Annotated in this window: 21 protein-coding genes and 1 tRNA gene; 11 read left to right on the top strand and 11 right to left on the bottom strand. The window is 55.0% G+C overall.

All coding sequences use genetic code 11. The features are described from left to right. Positions 1-163: 163 nt before the first annotated feature. The 4 genes from AAC637_RS04700 to AAC637_RS04685 all read left to right on the top strand — a co-directional run bounded on the left by AAC637_RS04700 (position 164) and on the right by AAC637_RS04685 (position 4,328). Complete coding sequence (locus AAC637_RS04700) at positions 164-817, top strand: protein-L-isoaspartate O-methyltransferase family protein (protein WP_340302526.1); 654 nt, start codon at positions 164-166, stop codon at positions 815-817. Positions 818-885: 68 nt separating this feature from the next. Continuing rightward, positions 886-2,274, top strand: a complete 1,389-nt coding sequence (locus AAC637_RS04695; protein WP_340302525.1) for a TolC family outer membrane protein — start codon at positions 886-888, stop codon at positions 2,272-2,274. Between the two features lie 280 nt (positions 2,275-2,554). Beyond that, complete coding sequence (locus tag AAC637_RS04690) at positions 2,555-3,466, top strand: hypothetical protein (RefSeq protein WP_340302524.1); 912 nt, start codon at positions 2,555-2,557, stop codon at positions 3,464-3,466. A gap of 40 nt (positions 3,467-3,506) precedes the next feature. Continuing rightward, positions 3,507-4,328: a rhomboid family intramembrane serine protease gene (locus AAC637_RS04685; RefSeq protein WP_340302523.1), complete on the top strand. Its 822-nt coding sequence runs from the start codon at positions 3,507-3,509 to the stop codon at positions 4,326-4,328. Between the two features lie 66 nt (positions 4,329-4,394). Here the strand turns inward: AAC637_RS04685 and efp are convergent, their stop codons facing one another. Beyond that, positions 4,395-4,958: an elongation factor P gene (gene efp / locus AAC637_RS04680; protein ID WP_340302522.1), complete on the bottom strand. Its 564-nt coding sequence runs from the start codon at positions 4,956-4,958 to the stop codon at positions 4,395-4,397. Between the two features lie 218 nt (positions 4,959-5,176). Between efp and AAC637_RS04675 the strand changes: the two genes are divergently transcribed. The 4 genes from AAC637_RS04675 to AAC637_RS04660 all read left to right on the top strand — a co-directional run bounded on the left by AAC637_RS04675 (position 5,177) and on the right by AAC637_RS04660 (position 8,875). Next, positions 5,177-5,488 (top strand): DUF6280 family protein, encoded by a 312-nt coding sequence (locus AAC637_RS04675; protein WP_317656084.1) that lies wholly within the window; start codon positions 5,177-5,179, stop codon positions 5,486-5,488. A gap of 899 nt (positions 5,489-6,387) precedes the next feature. Continuing rightward, entirely contained in the window at positions 6,388-7,746 is a 1,359-nt protein-coding gene (locus tag AAC637_RS04670; RefSeq protein ID WP_340302521.1) for a peptidoglycan-binding domain-containing protein, read from the top strand. A gap of 49 nt (positions 7,747-7,795) precedes the next feature. Further along, on the top strand, positions 7,796-8,158 hold the full coding sequence (locus tag AAC637_RS04665) for a hypothetical protein (RefSeq protein ID WP_340302520.1): 363 nt from the start codon (positions 7,796-7,798) through the stop codon (positions 8,156-8,158). A gap of 306 nt (positions 8,159-8,464) precedes the next feature. Further along, positions 8,465-8,875 carry a thermonuclease family protein gene (locus AAC637_RS04660; RefSeq protein WP_340256287.1) on the top strand — a complete coding sequence of 137 codons (411 nt, stop codon included), beginning with the start codon at positions 8,465-8,467 and terminating at the stop codon, positions 8,873-8,875. A 17-nt stretch (positions 8,876-8,892) separates the two neighbouring features. On the opposite strand, the gene AAC637_RS04655 is transcribed toward AAC637_RS04660, so the two are convergent. Beyond that, the gene (locus AAC637_RS04655; protein ID WP_340302519.1) at positions 8,893-9,360 is read right to left on the bottom strand and encodes a YccF family protein; all 468 of its coding nucleotides are present in this window, start codon (positions 9,358-9,360) and stop codon (positions 8,893-8,895) included. Between the two features lie 73 nt (positions 9,361-9,433). Between AAC637_RS04655 and AAC637_RS04650 the strand changes: the two genes are divergently transcribed. Continuing rightward, positions 9,434-10,063: a hypothetical protein gene (locus AAC637_RS04650; RefSeq protein ID WP_340302518.1), complete on the top strand. Its 630-nt coding sequence runs from the start codon at positions 9,434-9,436 to the stop codon at positions 10,061-10,063. 692 nt (positions 10,064-10,755) lie between these two features. Here AAC637_RS04650 and AAC637_RS04645 read toward each other — a convergent pair. From AAC637_RS04645 to AAC637_RS04630, 4 genes are all read right to left on the bottom strand, one after another. Further along, positions 10,756-10,840: transfer RNA gene (locus tag AAC637_RS04645), tRNA-Leu, on the bottom strand. Positions 10,841-11,037: 197 nt separating this feature from the next. After that, on the bottom strand, positions 11,038-11,577 hold the full coding sequence (locus tag AAC637_RS04640) for an adenine phosphoribosyltransferase (protein ID WP_340302517.1): 540 nt from the start codon (positions 11,575-11,577) through the stop codon (positions 11,038-11,040). Positions 11,578-11,599: 22 nt separating this feature from the next. Continuing rightward, the gene (locus AAC637_RS04635) at positions 11,600-12,472 is read right to left on the bottom strand and encodes an S-methyl-5'-thioadenosine phosphorylase (protein ID WP_340302516.1); all 873 of its coding nucleotides are present in this window, start codon (positions 12,470-12,472) and stop codon (positions 11,600-11,602) included. An 87-nt stretch (positions 12,473-12,559) separates the two neighbouring features. Continuing rightward, positions 12,560-13,162, bottom strand: a complete 603-nt coding sequence (locus tag AAC637_RS04630) for a flavin reductase family protein (RefSeq protein WP_340302515.1) — start codon at positions 13,160-13,162, stop codon at positions 12,560-12,562. A gap of 82 nt (positions 13,163-13,244) precedes the next feature. Here AAC637_RS04630 and AAC637_RS04625 point away from each other — a divergent pair, with 82 nt between their 5' ends. Continuing rightward, a complete protein-coding gene (locus AAC637_RS04625) occupies positions 13,245-13,721 on the top strand; it encodes a GNAT family N-acetyltransferase (protein WP_340302514.1) in 477 nt (158 codons plus the stop codon). Here the strand turns inward: AAC637_RS04625 and AAC637_RS04620 are convergent. The 4 genes from AAC637_RS04620 to acuR are packed head-to-tail and all read right to left on the bottom strand — an operon-like array spanning position 13,718 to position 17,724. After that, positions 13,718-15,313: a GMC family oxidoreductase gene (locus AAC637_RS04620; protein WP_340302513.1), complete on the bottom strand. Its 1,596-nt coding sequence runs from the start codon at positions 15,311-15,313 to the stop codon at positions 13,718-13,720. The two genes, AAC637_RS04625 and AAC637_RS04620, sit on opposite strands and share 4 nt — an antisense overlap. Before the next feature lie 21 nt (positions 15,314-15,334). Continuing rightward, a complete protein-coding gene (locus AAC637_RS04615) occupies positions 15,335-16,048 on the bottom strand; it encodes a dimethylsulfonioproprionate lyase family protein (protein WP_445322436.1) in 714 nt (237 codons plus the stop codon). 21 nt (positions 16,049-16,069) lie between these two features. Next, a complete protein-coding gene (gene acuI / locus AAC637_RS04610) occupies positions 16,070-17,065 on the bottom strand; it encodes an acrylyl-CoA reductase (NADPH) (RefSeq protein ID WP_340302512.1) in 996 nt (331 codons plus the stop codon). Further along, a complete protein-coding gene (gene acuR, locus AAC637_RS04605; protein WP_340302511.1) occupies positions 17,047-17,724 on the bottom strand; it encodes an acrylate utilization transcriptional regulator AcuR in 678 nt (225 codons plus the stop codon). Before acuR ends, acuI begins: the two co-directional genes overlap by 19 nt. 132 nt (positions 17,725-17,856) lie before the next feature. Here acuR and AAC637_RS04600 point away from each other — a divergent pair, with 132 nt between their 5' ends. Further along, positions 17,857-18,606, top strand: coding sequence for an SDR family NAD(P)-dependent oxidoreductase (locus tag AAC637_RS04600; RefSeq protein WP_340302510.1), 750 nt, complete (start codon positions 17,857-17,859; stop codon positions 18,604-18,606). 3 nt (positions 18,607-18,609) lie between these two features. Here the strand turns inward: AAC637_RS04600 and ptsP are convergent, their stop codons facing one another. Beyond that, positions 18,610-20,859, bottom strand: coding sequence for a phosphoenolpyruvate--protein phosphotransferase (gene ptsP, locus AAC637_RS04595; protein ID WP_340302509.1), 2,250 nt, complete (start codon positions 20,857-20,859; stop codon positions 18,610-18,612). Positions 20,860-20,900: the final 41 nt, after the last annotated feature.

The raw sequence follows: 20,900 nt of genomic DNA, 5'->3' as shown, positions 1-20,900 counted from the left end.
TCTATTGTGATGCGGGCGTCTATCACCCCATTGCGAGGGAATTTTGGGCAAGGATGCGGCAAAGCAGACCTAACTTGCACCAAAGCGCCCAGCAGGCGTTGCACGAGGGCCCGCCATGTGCCATAGCAGGAACAACGCAAACTAGACTTATTGGTTCAGTTGAATGGCCGACTTTAAATCTCGCCGCGTCACGATGGTAGACACCCAAGTGCGCCCCTCAGATGTCACGAAATTCCAAGTGATTGATGCCATGCTTGCCATTCCGCGCGAGGCCTATGTGCCCGCCGATATGCAGGATGTGGCCTATATCGGTGAAAACCTGATCCTTCGGGCAGGTCGTGTGATCCTTGAAGCCCGCAGTTTTGCGAAAATGTTGGACGCGCTCGATATTGGGCCGAGTGATCTGGTTCTCGATGTCGCCGCTGGTCTTGGTTATTCCAGTGCGGTTTTGGCCCATATGGCCGAGGCTGTGGTTGCGGTCGAAGAAAATGCTGACTTTGCCCAAGAGGCAGAAGCAAATTTTGCGGCGCAATCTGTTGATAATGCTGCAATGATTTGCGCAAGCCACGCGGAGGGCGCGACCAAATATGGCCCCTATGACGTAATAGTTGTGAACGGGGCTGTTGAAACCATTCCCACAAGCCTAACGGATCAACTGAAGGAAGGTGGCCGCATGGGCGCGATCTTCGCGGTTGGTCAACTCTGCGAATTGCGGATTGGGCGCAAAATTGACGGCCAAATGAATTGGCGGCTGTTGTGCCATGCCAATGCGCCTGTTTTGGACGGGTTCAAGCGCGAAGTGGCGTTTCAGCTCTAAGCACGCGCATCAGCGGCGGCACGAAGTAGATTTGGGGTGCCGATGGGCCCCTTGAAGGAGTGTTGCTTGTGAGTGTTCGGATCAAGAAATCCTTTCAGATGCTTGGCGCCTCGTTGGCCATGTCCCTGTCCGTCATTGGGGCAGGGCAGGTAAGCGCACAAGGGTTGCAGGCCGCGATGGAAGCGGCCTATGAAAATTCCGATCTGCAAGAGCAAAACCGCTATCTTGCGCGAGTATCTGATGAAGGCATTGCGCAGCGCGTTGCCGCGTTGCGACCCACCCTCAATATGGTTGCACAGCGGGCGCGCACGGACGCGGCAGGCAGCTTGACTGAAACCATTGCCCTGACCGCTGATTTGGTGCTGTTTGCAAGTGGCAGTCGCAGCGCTCAGGTTGCGGCGGCGCGGGCCTCTGCCGAGGCCACCCAAGCGCAGCTTTTGGGGCTTGAGGGGCAGGTGCTGCTTGATGCTGTCACGGCCTATATGAATGTCTGGCGCGATGTTCAGGTGGTGAATGTGCGTCAATCCAATTTGCGCGTGGTTGAAGAACAATTACGTGCCGCTAGAGATCGCTTTGATTTAGGGGAGGCCACCCGAACCGATGTTGCGCAGGCCGAGGCGCAGATGGCCGCGGCACGATCCGCTTTGGCAGCGGCGCAAGGAACGCTCAGCATTAGCCGCGAACTTTATCAATTGGCCGTGGGCGTAGCACCAGAGGCGCTTGGCGCGCCAGGTGCGCGGCCCGAATTACCTGTATCTGCCGAGGCAGCGGAAGTGATTGCGCGCAGCGCAGCCCCTTTGATCCTCGCGGCGCAGCATGAGGTGACGGCCAATCAGCACAATTTGACCGCGGCCCGTGCCGCCTATGGCCCAACTGTCAGCATGAGCGCGACCGCGACAGACACGCGGGAAGGGGCCCCCAATACCATCGGAAACAGCGAGCGTCTGTCATTGACCATCACGCAACCCATTTACCAAGGTGGGCGTCTAGCCTCGCTAGAGCGCACGGCGCTGGCTAATCTTGCGGCCTCTCAATCTAATTTGAGCCGCCAGACCGCAACTGTCATCCAAAATTTGGGCAATGCTTATGCACGCCTTTCTATCGCATCTGCGCAAATTGCGGCCACCGAGCAGCAGATTAACGCGGCGCAGCTGGCCTTTGAAGGCGTCCGTGAAGAGGCGTCCTTGGGTGCGCGCACAACGCTTGATGTGCTGAATGCGGAACAAGATTTGCTTGATGCGCGCATAGCCCGCATTCAGGCGCAGACGGATCTCTATACGGCAAGCTACGGCGTTTTGAATGCGATGGGCGGGCTGACCGCAGAGGCGATGGGGCTGGATGTAGAGCTATACGATGCTGACGCTTATGGTGCGCGCTTCTCAGGCGCACCACTTGGCCGCCCATCGGTGCAAGGCAGCCGCCTTGACGGTGTTTTGGAACGCTTAGGGCGGGAGTAAGCCCAAACGGCCAAGTTGCGACAAGGCCCGATGAAACCCGCCCCATGTGGCGGGTTTTTGATATCTAGGCCACTGGTCTTATATCCGCTCTGCCGTGTCACGTGTCGCAGCTGCCGCATCGGCAGAATTCTTTACGTTGCCGTTTGACTTCCTTGCAGAGTATATAATTAAATAAATACATAAATAATTTACTATTTGGCTGTGATCAAAGTGTTCTGCCCCGCAGTGCGGGTGAGATCAGCAACAAGACCGCAAAGCGGATGGCATTTGGGGTGACGGGATGAGCGAAGATAAAGACGGCGCTGATATAGAGGATGTGCTCTCTTCGATCCGCCGTTTGATGGCTAAGACAGCGCCCGCGCAAACGGTGTCATCGGCCGAGCGCCGCGGCGCTTTGCGCGCAGAACCACGCTTGCGACCAACGCGCCCAGTGGGTGACGCTGTCGAGCAAAAATTGGTGCTGTCCCCAAGCCTACGGGTGAGTGAGCCTGAAAACCCTTGGACAGTGATCCCCCTTGATCCTGCCGATCACGCGTCTGGCGATGGACGGGCTTGGGCGCGTGAGGATCGCTTGGCGGATTATGCAGAAGGCAGCGCTTCGCCATCAGCCGCGCCGCAAGATGCGCTTGGTGCCGCTTTGGCTGCCGCTGCAGAAGGGTTGCGCAGCCCCGCCGCGTCACCTGCAGGGCCAGAGCGGCAAGACGCTTCGCCTCAAGCGGCCATGCCTCCCGCCGCGGACCCCCTGCCTGATCAGGCAGATGCAGCGCAACAAGACGCGCCTCAAAGGCGTCATGATTTTATATCAACCGAGATAGCCGATGAAGATGGCTATGACGAGGAGGTGGAAACCCTGACCCTCTTCGCCGCGCCACCACCACCATTGAGGGCCAAGCCCAAACCGGAGGCCCCCCCTGTCTACACGGTCGAGCCCGAGCCAGAGGTCCAAGAAAATGATCTTGCAACAGAGGATCCTGTTGATGACTTGGGCCATGTCCCGCATTTTCGGTTTGCTGCAAAAGAGGCCGATCTCATCTTGGCCGAGCAAGACGAAGTTGCGTTACGCGCCCTTGTTGCGCGTGTTGTGCGCGAGGAATTGCAGGGTGATTTGGGGCAACGGATTACCAGCAATCTGCGCAAATTGGTGCGCCGCGAAGTTCGTATGATCCTCGCGGCCGAGAAACTAGATGGATAAGCCTTGACGACAGGCGCCGTCCCGCGAAGATGGCACTGTCATGTTTCCGATACGCGACCATAACCCATCCAACCGCAAGCCCGTGATCACGATCGGTCTGATCTTGGTGAATGTAGTCGTGTTTCTGGGCTATTACCCCGAACTTTCATCGACCCCCGCAGGGCTTGCGCAGTTTTTTGACAGTTGGGCGCTTGTCCCCGCCGAAGTGCTGAAGGGCGGAGATCCCCATAGTTTGATTACGTCCATGTTTCTGCATGGCGGCTGGATGCACCTGATCGGCAATATGCTGTTCTTATGGATTTTTGGCGATAACCTAGAGGACCAGCTCGGGCATGTTGGGTTTTTGGCCTTTTACCTTGTCGCAGGGCTGGCAGCAGGGTTTGGACAAATTTTGTCAAACCCTGCTTCGCAAGTGCCGATGGTGGGTGCCTCGGGGGCCATCGCTGGGGTGATGGGCGGATATTTGCTTTTATTCCCGCGCGCGAAGATCGACATCCTTTTTATCTTGATCATTTTCTTCAAAATCTTCACTGTGCCCGCATGGGCCATGTTGGGGCTATGGTTTGGGCTGCAGCTGTTTAATGGTTTGTCGATGGATGCCACAGGTGGCGGTGTGGCCTATTGGGCTCATGCGGGCGGGTTTATCGCAGGCTTCGCATTGATGCTGCCGTTTTGGATCAATCGTGGCGCTCAGGCCTTTTGGGCGCGCACCGCGGGGGTTCCCCCCCATGAAGAGGCGCAATATCGCTTCAGCCAAAGCCGTATTCCTGCTGTGGGTCGGCCCAAAAATGCGCCACCCGCAGTCACCCGTGTGCCGCGGGTGACCCGCAAGACGCGCGGCGACAACCCTTGGTCAAAGTGATCTGTGAAAACGAAAAATGCCCCGCGCATCGCGCAGGGCATTTGATCTGACCGACAGCGTACGCTTTTAGGCGCGTTCGGAATATTCCATCGTTTCGGTGTTCACGATGATCATTTCCTCTTGGCCGACAAAGGGGGGAACCATAACCTTCACGCCATTGTCGAGGATTGCGGGCTTAAAGCTATTCGCCGCTGTTTGGCCCTTCACCACGGGTTCTGTTTCCACAACTTTGCAAGTGACTTTCTGAGGCAAGGTTGCGTTGAGCGCCTCGCTTTCATGGAATTCCACCACGATGGTCATCCCATCTTGCAAGAAGGGGCGGCGGTCGCCCAACAATTCCGCAGGCAATTCGATCTGCTCATAGGTTTCGGAGTCCATTAACACCAACATTCCATCTTGCTCATAGAGAAATTGCTGGTCTTTTTGTTCAAGACGCACACGTTCTACCTTGTCAGCAGAGCGGAAACGCTCGTTCAATTTGCTGCCATTGCGCAGATTGCGCATCTCGACCTGAGCAAAAGCGCCGCCCTTACCGGGCTTCACGTGATCCACTTTTACAGCGGCCCACAGACCGCCATTATGTTCCAAAACATTTCCGGGACGAATTTCATTGCCGTTGATTTTAGGCATAGTGTAACCCCTAGCAAACCTTGATGATTGATTAATGCTCCCTATATCTAGGCGATATCAGAGTGGCAATACACAAGCGCCGTACAGCATCAAATGCGATCCCATACGTAAAATGCATACGAGGTATGCAATATTCGCATACCAGAATCGCTTAGAACATGTGCATAAGGGGCCCCACGCCGCAAAACGCAAGAGCAAAAAACAAAAAGGACGACGAAATGCGAGATTTCGTTGATGGCACTGCCTTCAATTACGAGCAAGGTCAACGCGCACGCAAACTGTTTGCTGCCGTTGTTTTGGCCGCGCTGGATGATGCAATCGCCGATGACAAGAAATTCGGCAACGGCCCAGAGCAAATCGCGCGCTGGGCGCGCTCTCGTGATGGGCGCGAAGTGCTCAGCTGTGCGGGCATTGACCCGAACGAGCGCGTTGTTCAAGGCTTGATGAAATTTGTTGCCTCTGGCGTGCGCACCTCTGTTGCGCTGAGCCGCGAGGAAAGCGAACGCCGCAATCAGGCCGAAGCTGCCTGATCTAACGTCACGCTTGATGTTTCGAAACGCGTCCCATTGGGGCGCGTTTTTTTTGGCGAAGGTGGTGGCCGCTGTGACTGTGGTTGGCCTTGATCGCATCAAAACCAACTCAGTATTTGCGCAATGCGCTGCATACAATCCACACGCCCGAAAGCCTACTGGTCTGGTTGACACGTTCCCAGAGGCCTTGCCACGTTAACTTTTCCCAAAAACGGCACTAGTTTTCTTCGTGTGGTTAATATCGTGCCTTAATCGCTGATGCACTGCAAGTAAGTGCTGCATGATGTGTGCAGGCTACATATAGAACATTACTTGAAATAAAATACTAAATGTAGTGCATTTGATTGCTGGCGCTAATCGCCTTAGGTGTAAATAAATCTATATTTGTCAACGACTTATAAGTTTACCGTCCTGCAATTGAATATTGCCGTTCTACTCTATCTTGGGGGTCAGTGTGTGCAGCACTCTTGCACACTCCGCTGCACTCGCCGCAGCAGGCATAATTTAAGTTTGTGTATGAAAAAATGTGTGCTGACAGAAATAGTGGCAGATCAAATTACTAGGCATTGGAAGTTAATTTTGTTGGCTTTCTGTTTCCAAAGCATGGGTGCTAGTTTGGAAATCGAACATCGATCTTAATCTGTTCGTCTGGTTTAACGACGGTGGGATGTGCTTCAACAAAGGTCAGAAAATAGGTTCGGTGTGGGAGAGTACTCCCCGTTTTTGGATAAGTACTGCGGGGCTTTGGACTTTCGTGCAGACTTTATTCAGTTTTACGGATCTCAATTAAATGACAGTTACAGAGACTATAAAACTTAGACTCTCTAACTATTCTTTCTTGCCTTGACTCGATCTGCGCTTAACTCAATTCTGGAGAAGAGATGTTGCGGGGGAATGACATGAAACAAACAATTTTGGTATCCGGCTTAGCTCTTGCTTTAGTATTGCCGCAAACGGCTTCAGCAAACAATCATTCGTCTGATGCGATAGGTGCAATGATGGGGGCTATTATTGGGTCGGCTTTGTCTCAAGGTATGCTAGCTGCGCCGCAGCAAAACTTCACAGGTTCTTCTGCTCCGAGTAGGTCATCCGCTCCGAGCAGATCGCCCGCAGAAATTGCTGAAGTTCGGGAAATGCAAGAGGCTCTGAACTACTTTAATTTCCCCGCAGGCACACCAGACGGGGTGATTGGGAGAGGCACGCGTTCTGCCATTGCTCAATATCAAAGCTTTATTGGGTATCCAGCAACTGGGGAACTACTGGCGCATGAACGTATGTTTCTAGTCACGTCGTTTAACCGCGCTGCAAGTGAACCGCCTGCTCGAATACAACAAGCTCTAGCAAATCCTATTGGACTCAGAAGTTTGCTGCGGGAGTATTCCCAGCCAGAGGAGCCTGCGGTTGTCGATGCAGGTAAAAACGCAACGCAGCCTACAGTGGTCAGTAGCACTGTGATTGTGGCAACAGCCAATAGCCCTGAGATGCAAGAACTTCAGGATGAGGTAGATGATCTGTCAGATCAAGTGGCGCTACTTCAAGCAGTTGTTGACCACCAGCGAAATAGCGTCGCTTCTGTCGATCCTGAGGGTGCTGAGGCACGTATCGAAGCGGTGATGGCTTTAATGGAGACATACAGCGCGAGACTGGAAGAGGTTGAAACATTCTCCAACGAACAATACTCCACACCTATCAGACCGCAGAACCAAAATCTGGGAGCTACTGCTCGTAGATTGTCAGAAATCTTCCCAAAGGTTCCATTTTATATCGCTGGAACCGAAGAGATTGGCGAAATGTGGGTAGAACCGGAAGTGACTGATCAAGGTTATCTGGTTTTCGGCTTCAACTTTATTGATCCAATGGCTGAGTATGACCAGATACGGGAGACCATTAGCTTCACTGCAAATGAAGTTGAGATCGTTTCTGCTTCTTTAACTAAGGTCGATGAATGGACTGACGTTGCTCAAGAGAATGGCGTGCGGCGTAACTTTGAACGTCTCGTGAACTGCATTCCAGATGGAGCGTGCGAGAACTTACAAGAGGGCGTTAGCTCTAGTGCTGTAGTCTTCCAAATCTACGAAGATGGCTCAACGGCCGCAAAAATCCAAAGGAATAGAGGCTTGTTTGTATCAAGCTACAACTTCTCAGTAGAGTCCGGCTTAATGTTATCTGCATATCTTGACTATATGAGAGAAGTTGGGATGCGGGAGTTCACGACAGGCACGATGACCGAGGATGATCTGGACTCCCTGTTCGAGTGACCACTGCCCACAAGCATAGTTGGCGACCACTAAAAAGGTTTACGTGCAAATGAATGGTTTCAAGTCGTTTCTGATCGCAGCAGCTGTGTCCATGTTGCCCATGCCGGTTAATGCGCAAAGTCTGATGGAACGCTACAATCTGGTTGGTCAATGGAACATCGAGCCGAGCTTGTGTGGATTAGACTCTGAGACGTTTTTGGAGATACGTCCCGACCAACTGTTTTTCATGTATAGCGGATGCGACATCAATAAGCAGTATGAGCAAGGCTATGAAATAGTGTTGGAATTGACTTGTTTCGGCGAAGGCGAGGAGTGGGACAGCCGCGCCATATTAGGCGAAGGCGATGGTGGCATCATCTCCATGTATATGGACGACTTTGAATTATTTTATGAGCCGTGTTTTAAGCGCTAGAGATTTGGTTTGAAAGATTGGGGGCTAATTCGGGACTCATACCTCAGTCTTAAATTAACTATCTGGCCCATAAGGTAGGGGTGGGGCGTTCTGATAAGCTCTCAGCATGGGGGCGGGGATGGGAGGCTACCCCCCTTTCTAGATCAGTACTTTAGCATCTGAGATTTTTTGGTACTTTTTGCGACCATGTAACCTTAGATTCATCAACGCTGACCATTACTAAGTGAGCTTCAGGTTGTGCAACTTAAGCGCTACGGTGGCCTACACAAGCACTGGAGGCTGATTTCTGTGGCCCGCATATCATTCATGACTTTTGGCATCTTGATGTTTTCGCTGTTGCCGACAACCGCAACACCAAACGGGTCACAGGTTATCGGTTATGTCACGCACGTTAGGGATGTAGACACAATTGAGGTCGGAGACGTAGCTGTCAGGTTGAACGGACTAGATGGGCCTGAGCTATCCACCAACATCGGACAACAAGCAAAACGGTTCATGACGGAGTTGGTTTTAAACCGACAAGTGACCTGTGAGCTTACTGGTGAGCGTAGTTATGACCGGCAGATTGGGGTGTGCTTTCTCAATGGGGAAGACATTGGAGCTATTGCTGTAAGTAACGGCTATGCATTGGACTGCAGACGTTACTCTGGAGGCAGGTACGCAGCCTTTGAAACTGATGCTGGACGATCAGCCATCCAAAGGGCCGGCTACTGCTAAATTACCACTCTTGAATACTAGCTGCGATGCTTCGCTATATAAGCAGCGGCCTTGTCATGTCTTACAAGCCCAGCAACTTCGTTGCTAACCACCCTACGACCAACAGGCCAAATAGAGATGGCTGCAAGTTTGAAGCATTGCAGTCCGAAGGGAATAAGTAAGATGGTCAAACAGGCCAGAACACCGGCAAGGATGTAGTAAAAGAACAGAAGAATGCCGAAGGTCACGGCCCATAGCAGGTTGAATATGAAGCCAACAGTGCCAGTCATCATAGTCTTTGGAGAGAGTTCTTTCTGGTCGATGTCTCTAATATGAACGATTTCTTTCCCGAAAGGGAACGCACTCATTTTTGCCATCTCAAGCGCTGAACGTGTGAGTGGTAGGCCAATAATCGTTATGGCGAAAATCAATCCTGCAACGAGCCACGTGAGAGCTATGTGCCAACCAAACAACACAAACCATAATACGTTGCCTGCAGTACGCATGGATTATTTCCCCAATACCTTGAAGTGAACTTCTCTCCAGCTACAACTTAGATAGAAATTGATGGAGACTACAATGGCGCTGCGTATGAAAACATTGGCAACCTTGTCCTTGATTGCTAGTTTAGCGCCTGCCGTAGCCTTCTCTCAGTCATGTACAGTCGCGCAGGTTTCTCAAGAGTTTTCATACGAAGATACGTTCAATTCGTCGGGTTCTGCACTCGGTGATGCGTATGCTGTGTTTCAGCAAGATCGCTTCTATGTGAACCAACAAGGGCGGCTTGACCCGAATGATAAGCCCGATCCGATCATGGTGAACCGTGAGGCCAGAGCTAACTACGGTCAGGCTATAAGAGCCTATATGAACGCTAATGGAATGGGCGACATGCCTGCTCAAGTTCTTGTTGGCAGTCAGTATACGGTTGAAATTGAGGCTTGCGGCTCGCAAGACAATCCCTCTATTCGGGTTCTTTCAATGCGCATGGGCGGTGATATTGAGGATGATAGCTGGGAACTTGAGCTAGAGTATCGTGAGGCAGAATTGGCTGAATGGGAACTTGAGCGAGAGTACCGTGAAGCAGAATTAGCTGACTGGGAACAACGCCTCAACCAACGTGAAGCAGACTTGAACCAGTGGGAGCGTCAGTTGAGTGAATGGGATCGTAGGCTCTCTGACATGCAATATAATCTCGAACAGTCGGATTAAGAAACTGTTGCGCCGCAAAGCGAGCAGCCCGCTGCGGCCCCTACTCAATGCTTCTTTATAGCCTGCGATTAACTGTTCATGGGTAAATGTCCCCCGTTTCTTCACATCAAGACCCTCGCCCTTTATGTAGACACGGCTAAAGGGGTTACGTTTTTCAATGTCCAGTTCAGCATAGGCGTAGTTCATGACTGCACTGATCGAATTGATGCGCTTTCGCACCGTAGATGTGGATACGCCTGACTTGCTGAGATAAGAGACTACAGCGCGAGCATCGTCTCTACAGTAATCGGCTACGTCTCTATCACCACAAACGGCAAACAAAGTTCTGGCCGCAAGGTGTGGAGGCTTTGTAGCGATCCTGCGAAGTTCCAAATACTCCTCTAACCAGTAGGAGTACTTTTCCTCTTTTGGCCGTAAGCTTTCAGCAATTGCTTTGTAGTCTAAGACCGTTCCGTCATTGAAGCTTCGCGATAGTAAATCAGTGATCCTAACTGCTACAAGTTCAACGACCTGCGGATCACTGCCAATACGGAAACGAATTAGTCTACCGTAACGATTCTGTGCCTATACCGGAACTCTACGATTGTAGAGGTATTTCCCGTCACGAATTAATGTGTGCGGTATTGTGTGCATTTTTTACCTCGCCAGTAATTAAATTAGCGAAGAAAAAAAGTGATTTTTTTTGGCGAAGGTGGTGGCCGCTGTGGGACTCGAACCCACACGCCCGAAAGCCTCGGATTTTAAGTCCGGTCTGTCTACCAGTTCCAGCAAGCGGCCACAGGGTTTGACTAGAGGAAAGTTTCCCGCCCCGCAAGCGGCCAAGGCACGTTCCATCCCCTACATCCAAAATTCGCCCCGCCCATAATATGAGCGAGGCGAAGGTTTGGGTTAGCAAGCAACATGTTCGCACGTGCTGACGAACGCCCCTTCGATACAGGGCAGGGCGTTAAATTTTGTTGAAATTGCGAAAAATTTTATAGCCCATCAAATTGGCAGAGCGCGTGAACGCTTTGGCCCATCTCCTCAAGCTTGGCGCGCCCGCCCAATTCGGGCAGATCAACCACAAAGGCGCAGCCCGTCACCTGCGCGCCGAGGCGCTCAATCAGGTGAATGCCCGCCCGCGCCGTGCCGCCAGTGGCCAAGAGATCATCCACGAGCAGGACACGTTCACCCGCCTCGAAAGCATCATCATGGATCTCGACAGTGGCCGTGCCATATTCCAATGCGTAATCTTCGCTAATCGTGGCCGCGGGCAATTTGCCTTTCTTACGAATAGGCACAAAACCTTTGCCCAGTTGATGCGCGACCGCGCCGCCAAGGATGAACCCCCGCGCCTCAAGCCCCGCGACCTTATCAATCTTTTGCCCAACATAAGGGGCAAGCAATTGGTCCACAGCCAATCGAAACCCGCGCGGGTCTGCAAGAAGCGTGGTCACGTCACGAAACAAAATCCCCTCATGCGGGAAATCGGGAATGGTGCGGATATAATCCTGAACCGTTTTTTGGGGCGTCATAGCGTCTCTCCGTTCGGCGGCCTTACAGCACGCGGCCTGCAATCGCATCTAGCTTGGCGACCATATCAGGGTCGCGCTTATCGGGGGCCGTCATGATGGCGTGATCCAATGCGCGATCACAGCCGCACGGACAAGGCGCGCGCTCAGGCCCCAAAAGCGCAGGCAAGGCGGCAATGGTCTTGCGCGCATTTTCTGCATTTCCTGTAAGGGTTTTGATGATCTCGGTGATATCGACCGCGCCGTGATCTGCATGCCAACTGTCATAATCCGTGATCATCGCAATCGGGGCGTAGCACATCTCCGCTTCGCGGGCCAATTTTGCCTCTGGCATATTGGTCATGCCGATCACATCGGCCTTCCATTCATTGCGATACATCAGTGATTCCGCGAGGGTCGAGAATTGCGGGCCTTCCATCGCCAGATAAGTGCCGCATTGATGTAGTTTTGCGCTGCTTGCGCTTGCGGCCTTGGCCAATTTTGCGCTGAGATCCGCGCAGGTGGGATGCGCCACGCTGACATGGGCCACCAGACCTGTGCCGAAAAAGGATTTATCGCGCGCGAAGGTGCGGTCGATAAATTGATCAACCAAGACGAAATCACCAGGCGCCAAATCTTCGCGGAATGACCCGCAGGCGGAGACAGAGATCAAATCGGTCACCCCAAGGCGTTTTAGCGCGTCAATATTGGCGCGATAGGGCACGGTGGTGGGGCTGTGGACATGGCCGCGCCCGTGGCGTGGCAAAAAGGCCATGCTGACCCCGTTCAGGCGGCCCGTCAGGATGGCGTCAGACGGCGTGCCAAAGGGGCTGTTCACCTCAACCCATTTCGCGCCCTCAAGCCCGTCTATCTCATAGACGCCCGAGCCGCCGATCACGCCAATCACGCGCTCTGTCATCCTGCCCCTCCATGGGTTGGTTCCAAATCCACGCGCGCAGTATCGCAAGCGGCGGGGGGAAGGGAACCCGCGAATTGGTATTTTGGCCTATTCAGGCCGCGTCATGGTGAAAATTTCACCGATTTGCGCGTAATCCTGATAGCCAAGCCGTGAAATCAAGCCCGCGCGGGTGATGTTAAAGCGGCCATCACTCAGGCAATCGGGGCGGATATGCACCCCCGTCACTTCGCCAAAGACCGCAAAATTATGTGCCCCGTCCAAGGAAACGATTTGGGTCAGTTTGCATTCAAGGCTTGCGGGGGCGTTGGCCACCCGCGCAGCTGCAATGGTTTCACAGGGGGCACGGGCGATCTGTGCATGGGTAAATTCATCCACGCCCCTTGGCCACGGGCCAGAGCTGTGGTTCATCATATCGCGCATCTCGTAGCCCACGAGATTGACACAAAACACCCCCGTCTCGCGAATATTGGCCACGCTGTCTTTGGTGTCGCCGCGATCCGCTTTGGCCGAGGTCGAGGCGAACATCACCTGTGGCGGCACATAGGCGACTGCGTTGAAAAAGGAATAAGGCGCAAGATTGTCCTGACCATGGCTCCCCCGTGTCGAAATCCACCCAATCGGGCGCGGTGCGACTATGGCATTGAACGGGTTGTGGGGCAGGGGGTGGCCGTCATCAGGTTTATAGAACATCGCCGTGCCTTTTGCTTCTTCGGTTTGGCATTGAGCTAGCGCCGTGCTACCAGTTTGACCAGAGGCATTACATGAGCAGCCAATGGTCGATATCGCCAAAGAGCAGCCAAATGACTGGTGGGAGATCGAAGCCCTTTTCGATCTGTGCTTTGCGCCCGGGCGCACGGCCCTGAGTTCCTATCGCCTGCGCGATGGGGTTCCGCCTGTTGACGGGCTCTGTCTCATAGCCCGCGATGACTATGGTGCGATCGGTGGGGCGATCCGGTTTTGGCCCGTGCGTGTCGGGGCCAAAGAGGCGTTGTTGCTTGGCCCGATTGCCGTGCATCCCACCCGTCAGGGGGAAGGTTTGGGCGGGCTGCTGATCCGCGAAGGTCTGCGGCGGGCTGACGCCTTGCACTGGCCGCGCACCATGTTGGTGGGGGATGCCCCTTATTATAGCCGCTTCGGGTTTCACCGCCTCGAGGGGGTGGAGATGCCACCACCCACCAACCCCGCCCGCATTTTGGGCGTTGGGGATTGGTCAGGGGTGACGGGGAAAGTGACGCGTTGGGGCGCCTAAGCGAGGCGCGCCAAGATCAAATCTGCGGCTTTTTCGGCAATCATGGTCACGGGCGCATGGGTATTGCCCGAGGGGATGGATGGCATCACGCTGGCATCCGCCACGGACAGGCCCGAAATCCCGCGCAAGCGCAACTCTGGGTCAAGCGGCGCGTTTTGATCCGCCCCCATTCGAACGGTTGAGACAGGGTGAAAAATCGTGGTTGCGATATCGCCTGCGGCGCGCACCAGATCACCTTCGCTATTGATATAGGCGCCGGGTTTGATTTCTTGCGGCGCAAAGGCGCGCAAGCGTTCGGTTTGCATCAGGCGGCGGGCATGTTTGATGCTATCGACCGCCACGCGCTGATCGGCCTCAGCCGACAGGTAATTTGGGTCAATGAAAGGCGCGGCCTTTGCATCGGGCGAGGTGATATGCACCGAACCGCGACTTTCTGGCCGAAGGTTGCAGACCGAGATGGTGAGGGCGGGGAAGTCATGCAAAGGCTGACCAAAGGCTTCAAGCGATAGGGGCTGCACATGATATTCGATGTTGGCGGTTTCGTAATCGGAACTTGATTTCGTGAAAATGCCAAGTTGTGAGGGGGCCATGGCCATCGGGCCAGATCGCTTGAGCGCATATTCAATCGCAATTTTGGCTCGCCCCCAGAGCGAGGCGTAAAGGGTGTTGAGTGTTTTTGCGCCTGTGATGCGGAAAATCGTGCGGATCTGAAGGTGATCGGCGAGGTTTTCGCCAATCTCGGGGCTGTCTTGGATCACGGGTATGCCCAAACACTGCAGGCGCTCCGCTTGGCCAATGCCTGACAACTCCAAAAGTTTCGGTGTGCCAATTGCCCCTGCGGCTAAGACCAACTCACCACGGATTTGGATGTCTTTGACGATCCCGTGTTGACGATAGCGCAAGGCGCGAACGCGCCCCTCGGTGATGACGATTTGTTCGGCCTCGGCATTCGTGACGACGCTCAGGTTCTTACGGGTTTTGGCAGGATCAAGGAAGGCGCGGCGCGCGTTCCACCGCAAACCGCCTCTTTGGGTCACTTCGAAATATCCCGCGCCCTCATTGTCGCCTGTGTTGAAATCATCTGAGGGCGGGATGCCCATTTCAGCGGCGGCTTCCCGCACTGCATCTAAAATTTCCCATGACAGGCGCTGATTTTCCACGCGCATTTCGCCGCCAGCGCCATGCAGGGCGTCCGCGCCGCGATGATAATCTTCCGAGCGTTTGAAATAGGGTAGGACATCCTCCCATCCCCAACCCGTATTGCCCATTTGCCGCCACAGATCATAATCGCGCGCTTGGCCGCGCATATAGATCATTCCATTGATTGAGGAGCAGCCCCCCAAAACCCGCCCACGCGGATAGTTGAGCGCGCGCCCATTTAACCCCACCACAGGCGCGGTTTTATAGCACCAATCAAGGCGCGGATTTCCCATCGCATAGAGATATCCCACGGGGATATGCACCCAAGGGTGGCGGTCATGCTCGCCCGCCTCCAACAACACGACCTTGTGCTTACCATTTTCAGACAGGCGATTGGCCAACACACATCCCGCTGACCCTGCGCCGACAATCACAATATCCGCTGCCTGCATGATTTATCCTCGATTGCCTTTTTATATGCCTGCTTCAATGCGGGCTTTTCTTGTCGCGGAAAGCTTCATCCCTGGGCTTGAAAGTTTGCTCTCAGGCCCAAGCCATGCATAAGCCAACAGACAGGGATCAAGATCCGCCGTTGTGATCCGATGTTCGTCACCGGGGCGGTTTAGGATTAACGAGCCTGGCGCATGAACTGCGACCTCGTTTTCAGACCAATCGCCCGCGACCGAGATATAGCTTTCTTCAATTTCTGCATGGCTGTGTTGCGGGTAAGTGGTGCGGGGGGCAAAGAGAACAAAGCCTAAGATCATCTTTTCAGAATAGATCGGCCCGCGCGGCCCCAGTATCTCGCAATAGGCATATTTCTGCGCCAAGGCCTTTGGCACTTTCTCATAGCCGTATTCCCATGTCAGTTCGGTTGCGACCCGCGACAGCGCGCGCGACAGTCCCGCGACCAAACCCCGCTCGCCCAGATCAAGGGCGCGCGGCAAATGGTCGGTGACGGGTTTAAGCAACGGCCCGCGCGGCATCACCACGGGATTTGTGTCAAATACCTGCGAGATGCCTTCACGCACCCGTTTTCGGTGGCTGCGGATTGGTTTTGATCCCCCTGCCGAGCCGCGCCTGTAAAGCGCCTCAAACTCGCGCAAGAGATAGACCCAATTTGGAAAGGCCATCAGCCGCTTTGGGGCCTCAACCTCAAGCGCCACCGGGGCAAGGGGGTCTGTCATAGCTACTATCCTTTTGGGGCCCTACTCGGCCAGTGCCACATTCAAAGGCACAACCACGCGGCCGCGGATTTTACCTTCAAGAAATTTTGGCGCCTCTGCGATGACATCTTCAAGGGCCATTTCATGGGCGATTGCCGCCAATTTGCTCATATCCAAATCTTTGGCCAAGGCCGCCCATGCATCAATCCGCTCATTGCGCGGCACCATGACACTGTCGACCCCCAATAGGCTGACCCCGCGCAAAATGAAGGGCGCGACCGAGCTTGGCAAATCCATGCCTGCGGCAAGGCCACAGGCGGCGACAAGCCCACGATATTTCATTTTCGAGATAACATTGGCCAAGACGGTGCTGCCCGCAACATCGACCGCGCCTGCGAAACGCTCCTTGTCGAGGGGGCGGGGTTTGCCTGCGAATTCCTCTCGCGGCAGGATTTCGCTTGCGCCCAAGGATTTAAGATAGGCTTCTTCCTCGGCGCGGCCCGTGACCGCACAGACAGTAAATCCTTTCGCCGCCAAAAGGGCCACGGCAACACTGCCAACACCGCCCGCGGCCCCCGTGACCAAGACCTCGCCCGCCTCTGGCGTCAGCCCTGCCTTCAACAACGCGCTGACGCAGAGTTGCGCGGTATATCCTGCCGTGCCGATCTCCATCGCTTGACGCAGGCTGACACCATCGGGAAGTGCAACCAACCAATCGCCCTTGAGGCGCGCGAAACGCGCCAAACCGCCCCAATGTTTTTCACCAACACCCCATCCGTTCAAGACCACCCGATCGCCCGGATTATAGCGCGGATCTGCACTTTCACGGACGATGCCCGATAGGTCAATGCCGGGAACCATCGGAAAACTGCGCACCACTGGCGCGGCCCCTGTGATGGCGAGCGCGTCTTTGTAATTCAAGGTTGACCAAGCCACTTCGACCAAAACATCCCCTTCGGGCAAGTCTTCCTTGGCGATTTGGCGCAAGGCCACGCTTTGCTGATCATCCTCTTTGCTGATTACGATGGCATCGAACATGGGGCATCTCCTTTTGGGGTGGTGTTAAGCTGTGCAAGAAATTGCGCTGCAAACAGGCGCAAGGGCGCAGGCCCGCGTTCCAATTTGGCCCGCAAAACGGCGCCTTCCCATCCGATCCAGAACATTTGCGCCAGATCGGCGGGGTTGTGATGGGGGGATATCTCGCCCTGATTTTGGGCAAGCTGTAGAACCCGCGCCAAGCGGGCTTGCCAATCTTCCAAGGTCGCAATGAGATCGGCGCGAAATGCTTCGGGCAATGCGCCCATTTCTTGGCCCAGATTGCCAATCAAACATCCGCGCCGAAAGCCATGACGGGCCATGCCCGCCTCGGCCGCCGCTGTAAAGGCCGCGACACGGGCAAGCGGGGCAAGACTGTCATCGCCCAAGTGGCGTTCCATCTTTGCCACGAAATAGGCGCGATAGGCCGCGATGGCAGCGCGACCGAAGGCGGCCTTGTTGGGAAAATAATGATAGAAACTGCCCTTTGGCACACGGGCATGCGTGAGGATCATATCAAGCCCGACTGCAGAATAACCCCGCTCTGTAAGATGCACTAACCCTGCGCGGATCAATCGCTGATAGGTGGCCGCGTCTTGGGGCGCAGTGGCGGGGCGGCCACGGCGTTTGGGGGCGTCATATGTCACATCGGCTAAGCTCATGCGGTATTTCTTAGACGGCTTGGTCTAATAATAAAAGCCCTCATTTTTCGGGTGGCATAAATTCCGCTTGCCAAGGGCGTGGAACCCGTCAGGATGCCACGGCAGAGCCAACATAAAGGAAGGGACAAACGGGTGAGCAAAGTAGCGATTGTAACGGGGGCCGCGCGCGGTATCGGATTGGCCACCACGGATCTTTTCCTTGAGATGGGCTGGCGGGTTGCGATGGTGGATCGCGATGCGGCCGAACTTGATGCGACAGCCACCCCGCGTGATGGGGCCCTAGGGTTTGTCTGCGATGTCTCAGACCCTGAGGCTGTGGCAGAACTGGCAACCCAGATCAGCGCCAAAATGGGGCGCGTGGATGCTTTGGTGAATAATGCAGGTGTCGCGGAATTTGGGCCGATTGAAGAAAGCGATTTCACAACATGGCGCCGTGTCATGGCGACCAATTTAGATGGCGTTTTTCTGATGTCACAGGCGATGACGCCTGCGCTAAAGGAAACCCAAGGCGCGATTGTCAATATTGGGTCGATTTCCGGTCTGCGGGCGTCAACCTTGCGGGTGGCTTATGGCACGACCAAGGCGGCTGTTATTCATCTGACCAAACAGCAGGCGGCGGAATTGGGCGAATACGGCATTCGTTCGAATTGCGTCTGCCCTGGCCCTGTGCGCACGAAATTGTCGATAGCGGTGCATTCGCCCGCCATCATCGCCGCCTATCATGATGCGATCCCGCTCAATCGTTATGGGTCCGAGCGCGAGATTGCCGAAGCGATCTGCTTCCTGTGCAGTGAAAAAGCGAGCTACATCTCTGGCCAAATATTGGCTGCGGATGGGGGGTTTGAGTCGACAGGCGTTGGGCTGCCTGCGCTGCGCAGCTAGGGCCTAATGGCCGTTTTGATGAGCGAGCCAGTTTGCAACCGCGCTGCGCACGCTCATCGCCCCTGTTGCCTGCGCTTCGCGGATCACGGCCCGCAATTCGCGCAAATCAACCCGCCGCAAGAGGCTTTTGACGGGGCCGATGGAGGCGGGGCGCATCGACAATTTGCGCAACCCCATCGCGGCAAAGCACAACGCCTCAAGTGGACGGCCTGCATCCTCGCCACAAAATGACAAATCGGTTTCAGTTTCCGTGCAGCGCGTGACGATCATTTCTAGGAAATTCAAGAAACTGACATTAAGCGTGTCATAGCGGCGGCGCACCTGTTCGTTCTCGCGGTCAGCGGCGAAGAAGAACTGCTTAAGGTCATTGCCGCCGATTGAGACAAAATCAGCCATTTCAAAAAATTGGCGCGGTGCGAAAGCAAGGCTTGGGGTTTCCAGCATGGCCCCGATTTTAAGAGTTTCGGGCAAGATATGTCCCAAGGCCGCTTCGCGATCCATTTCGCGCAACAGATGATCACGCGCCTCGGTGAATTCTTCGAGTTGGGCCACAAAGGGGAACATGACCGAAAGTGGGCGGCCTTGTGCCGCGCGGATCAAGGCCTGCAACTGCATCCGCATAACGCCCGGTTTATCAAGACCCACGCGGATCGCGCGCCACCCCAAGGCGGGGTTTGGTTCTTCTGGCCGCTTCATATAAGGCAGCACCTTATCCGAGCCAATATCAAGCGTCCGAAACACCACGCGCTTGCCGCCTGCTGCATCCATGACGCGGGAATAGAGCGCGGCCAATTCCCCGCGCCGTGGCACTTGGTTGCGGGTTAGAAATTGCAATTCCGTGCGAAACAACCCCACCCCTTCCGCACCAGAGGAGGGCAGGGAGGGAAGATCCGCCATAAGGCCCGCATTCATCTCAAGCGTGATACGCGTGCCGCAAAGCGTCTCGGCGGGTTTGTCACGGATCGAGGCATAGCGTTCTTGGGCGGCGGCCTGCATGGCGATTTTATCGCGAAACGCCTTGGTCACATTTTCTTCGGGCCGCAGATGCACGATACCTTGCTCGCCATCGACTAAAATCGGGTCACCGTTCAACGCCTCGGTTGTGATACGTTTGGCATTGATGATTAGCGGAATCGCAAGGGCGCGGGCCACAATGGCCGCGTGACTTCCAACCGATCCTTCCTCAAGCACCACCCCTTTGAGGCGGCGGCCATAATCCAACAATTCCCCTGGCCCAATGTTGCGCGCCACGAGAATTGGGTGTTCGGGCATTTCCGCGCCCGTGTCGCCGCCTTGACCTGTCAAAATCCGCAATAGGCGGTTTGAAAGGTCGTCTAAATCCTGCAAACGTTCGCGCAAATAGGCATCAGGCACAGTTTCTAGCCGTGCGCGGGCGGCGGACTGCTCTTTCTCCACGGCGGCTTCGGCAGACAGGCCGCGCGCTATGTCCTCTTGCATCCGTTTGATCCAACTGCGCGAATTGGCAAACATGCGATAGGCTTCGAGAACTTGGCGTTCCTCGCTGTCATCGTTGTCCATACGGGTCAAAAGCTGATCAACCGATTGGCGCAGCGTGGCGATTGCATCCAATAGGCGGGCTTGTTCGGCCTCTGGGTCATCGGCCACGGGGCGGGTGACGACCACGCGCGGTTCGTGCAGGTAAACCGCGCCTTCGGTCACGCCCTCTTGCGCGACACCGCCACGGATCATCACCTGCGATTGGTGACGGGCCGATAAAGCCTCGCCCTCACCAACAAAGGCGCCAAGCTCTGTCATTTCAGCCAGAACCATCGCGACAACCTCTAGGGCATAGAGTTCATCTTCCGAATAGCTGCGCGCCTCTTTCGATTGCACAACCAAAACGCCAAGCCGTTCCCCCAATCGCTGGATCGGCACGCCCAAGAAACTGGAATACCGCTCTTCGCCCGTCTCAGGCATATAGCGAAATCCACGTGCAGCGGGGGCGTTGGGGGTGTTTATGGGGCGGGCATCGCGGGCAACGCGGCCCACCAGACCCTCGCCGAGGCGCATTCGGGTGACGTGAACGGCCTCTGGGGCCAAGCCCTCGGTCGCGCAAAGCTCGAGGGTGTCAGAATCGCGTAGCAGGTAAATTGAGCATACCTCCGTGCCCATCGAATCGGCGATCAGATGGGTGATACGGTCAAGTCGCTCCTGTCCTGCGCCTGCTTCGGCCAAACTGGCTTGCAAGCGGCGCAGCAATTTGCGGCTCTCGGTTTCCGTGCGCTCTGGCATAGTCCCTCATTTAGCCCCATGGGAGCTTATCCTTCGGCATA

The sequence above is a fragment of the Roseobacter sp. HKCCD7870 genome (assembly GCF_037830315.1).
Lineage (GTDB): Bacteria > Pseudomonadota > Alphaproteobacteria > Rhodobacterales > Rhodobacteraceae > M30B80.
The sequence above is the reverse complement of the archived record's forward strand: the minus strand, read 5'-3'. Positions and strand labels throughout refer to the sequence as shown.

Excerpts from the sequence above, each read along its gene's own strand:
- AAC637_RS04670 (WP_340302521.1), top strand. The coding sequence starts at position 6,388 with ATGAAACAAACAATTTTGGTATCCGGCTTAGCTCTTGCTTTAGTATTG.
- acuR (WP_340302511.1), bottom strand. The coding sequence starts at position 17,724 with ATGAGCTTAGCCGATGTGACATATGACGCCCCCAAACGCCGTGGCCGC.
- efp (WP_340302522.1), bottom strand. The coding sequence starts at position 4,958 with ATGCCTAAAATCAACGGCAATGAAATTCGTCCCGGAAATGTTTTGGAA.
- AAC637_RS04635 (WP_340302516.1), bottom strand. The coding sequence starts at position 12,472 with ATGACAGAGCGCGTGATTGGCGTGATCGGCGGCTCGGGCGTCTATGAG.
- AAC637_RS04640 (WP_340302517.1), bottom strand. The coding sequence starts at position 11,577 with ATGACGCCCCAAAAAACGGTTCAGGATTATATCCGCACCATTCCCGAT.
- AAC637_RS04625 (WP_340302514.1), top strand. The coding sequence starts at position 13,245 with ATGGTCGATATCGCCAAAGAGCAGCCAAATGACTGGTGGGAGATCGAA.
- acuI (WP_340302512.1), bottom strand. The coding sequence starts at position 17,065 with ATGTTCGATGCCATCGTAATCAGCAAAGAGGATGATCAGCAAAGCGTG.
- AAC637_RS04655 (WP_340302519.1), bottom strand. The coding sequence starts at position 9,360 with ATGCGTACTGCAGGCAACGTATTATGGTTTGTGTTGTTTGGTTGGCAC.
- AAC637_RS04700 (WP_340302526.1), top strand. The coding sequence starts at position 164 with ATGGCCGACTTTAAATCTCGCCGCGTCACGATGGTAGACACCCAAGTG.
- AAC637_RS04690 (WP_340302524.1), top strand. The coding sequence starts at position 2,555 with ATGAGCGAAGATAAAGACGGCGCTGATATAGAGGATGTGCTCTCTTCG.
- ptsP (WP_340302509.1), bottom strand. The coding sequence starts at position 20,859 with ATGCCAGAGCGCACGGAAACCGAGAGCCGCAAATTGCTGCGCCGCTTG.
- AAC637_RS04675 (WP_317656084.1), top strand. The coding sequence starts at position 5,177 with ATGCGAGATTTCGTTGATGGCACTGCCTTCAATTACGAGCAAGGTCAA.
- AAC637_RS04620 (WP_340302513.1), bottom strand. The coding sequence starts at position 15,313 with ATGCAGGCAGCGGATATTGTGATTGTCGGCGCAGGGTCAGCGGGATGT.
- AAC637_RS04665 (WP_340302520.1), top strand. The coding sequence starts at position 7,796 with ATGAATGGTTTCAAGTCGTTTCTGATCGCAGCAGCTGTGTCCATGTTG.
- AAC637_RS04630 (WP_340302515.1), bottom strand. The coding sequence starts at position 13,162 with ATGTTCTATAAACCTGATGACGGCCACCCCCTGCCCCACAACCCGTTC.
- AAC637_RS04615 (WP_445322436.1), bottom strand. The coding sequence starts at position 16,048 with ATGACAGACCCCCTTGCCCCGGTGGCGCTTGAGGTTGAGGCCCCAAAG.
- AAC637_RS04660 (WP_340256287.1), top strand. The coding sequence starts at position 8,465 with ATGACTTTTGGCATCTTGATGTTTTCGCTGTTGCCGACAACCGCAACA.
- AAC637_RS04685 (WP_340302523.1), top strand. The coding sequence starts at position 3,507 with ATGTTTCCGATACGCGACCATAACCCATCCAACCGCAAGCCCGTGATC.
- AAC637_RS04650 (WP_340302518.1), top strand. The coding sequence starts at position 9,434 with ATGGCGCTGCGTATGAAAACATTGGCAACCTTGTCCTTGATTGCTAGT.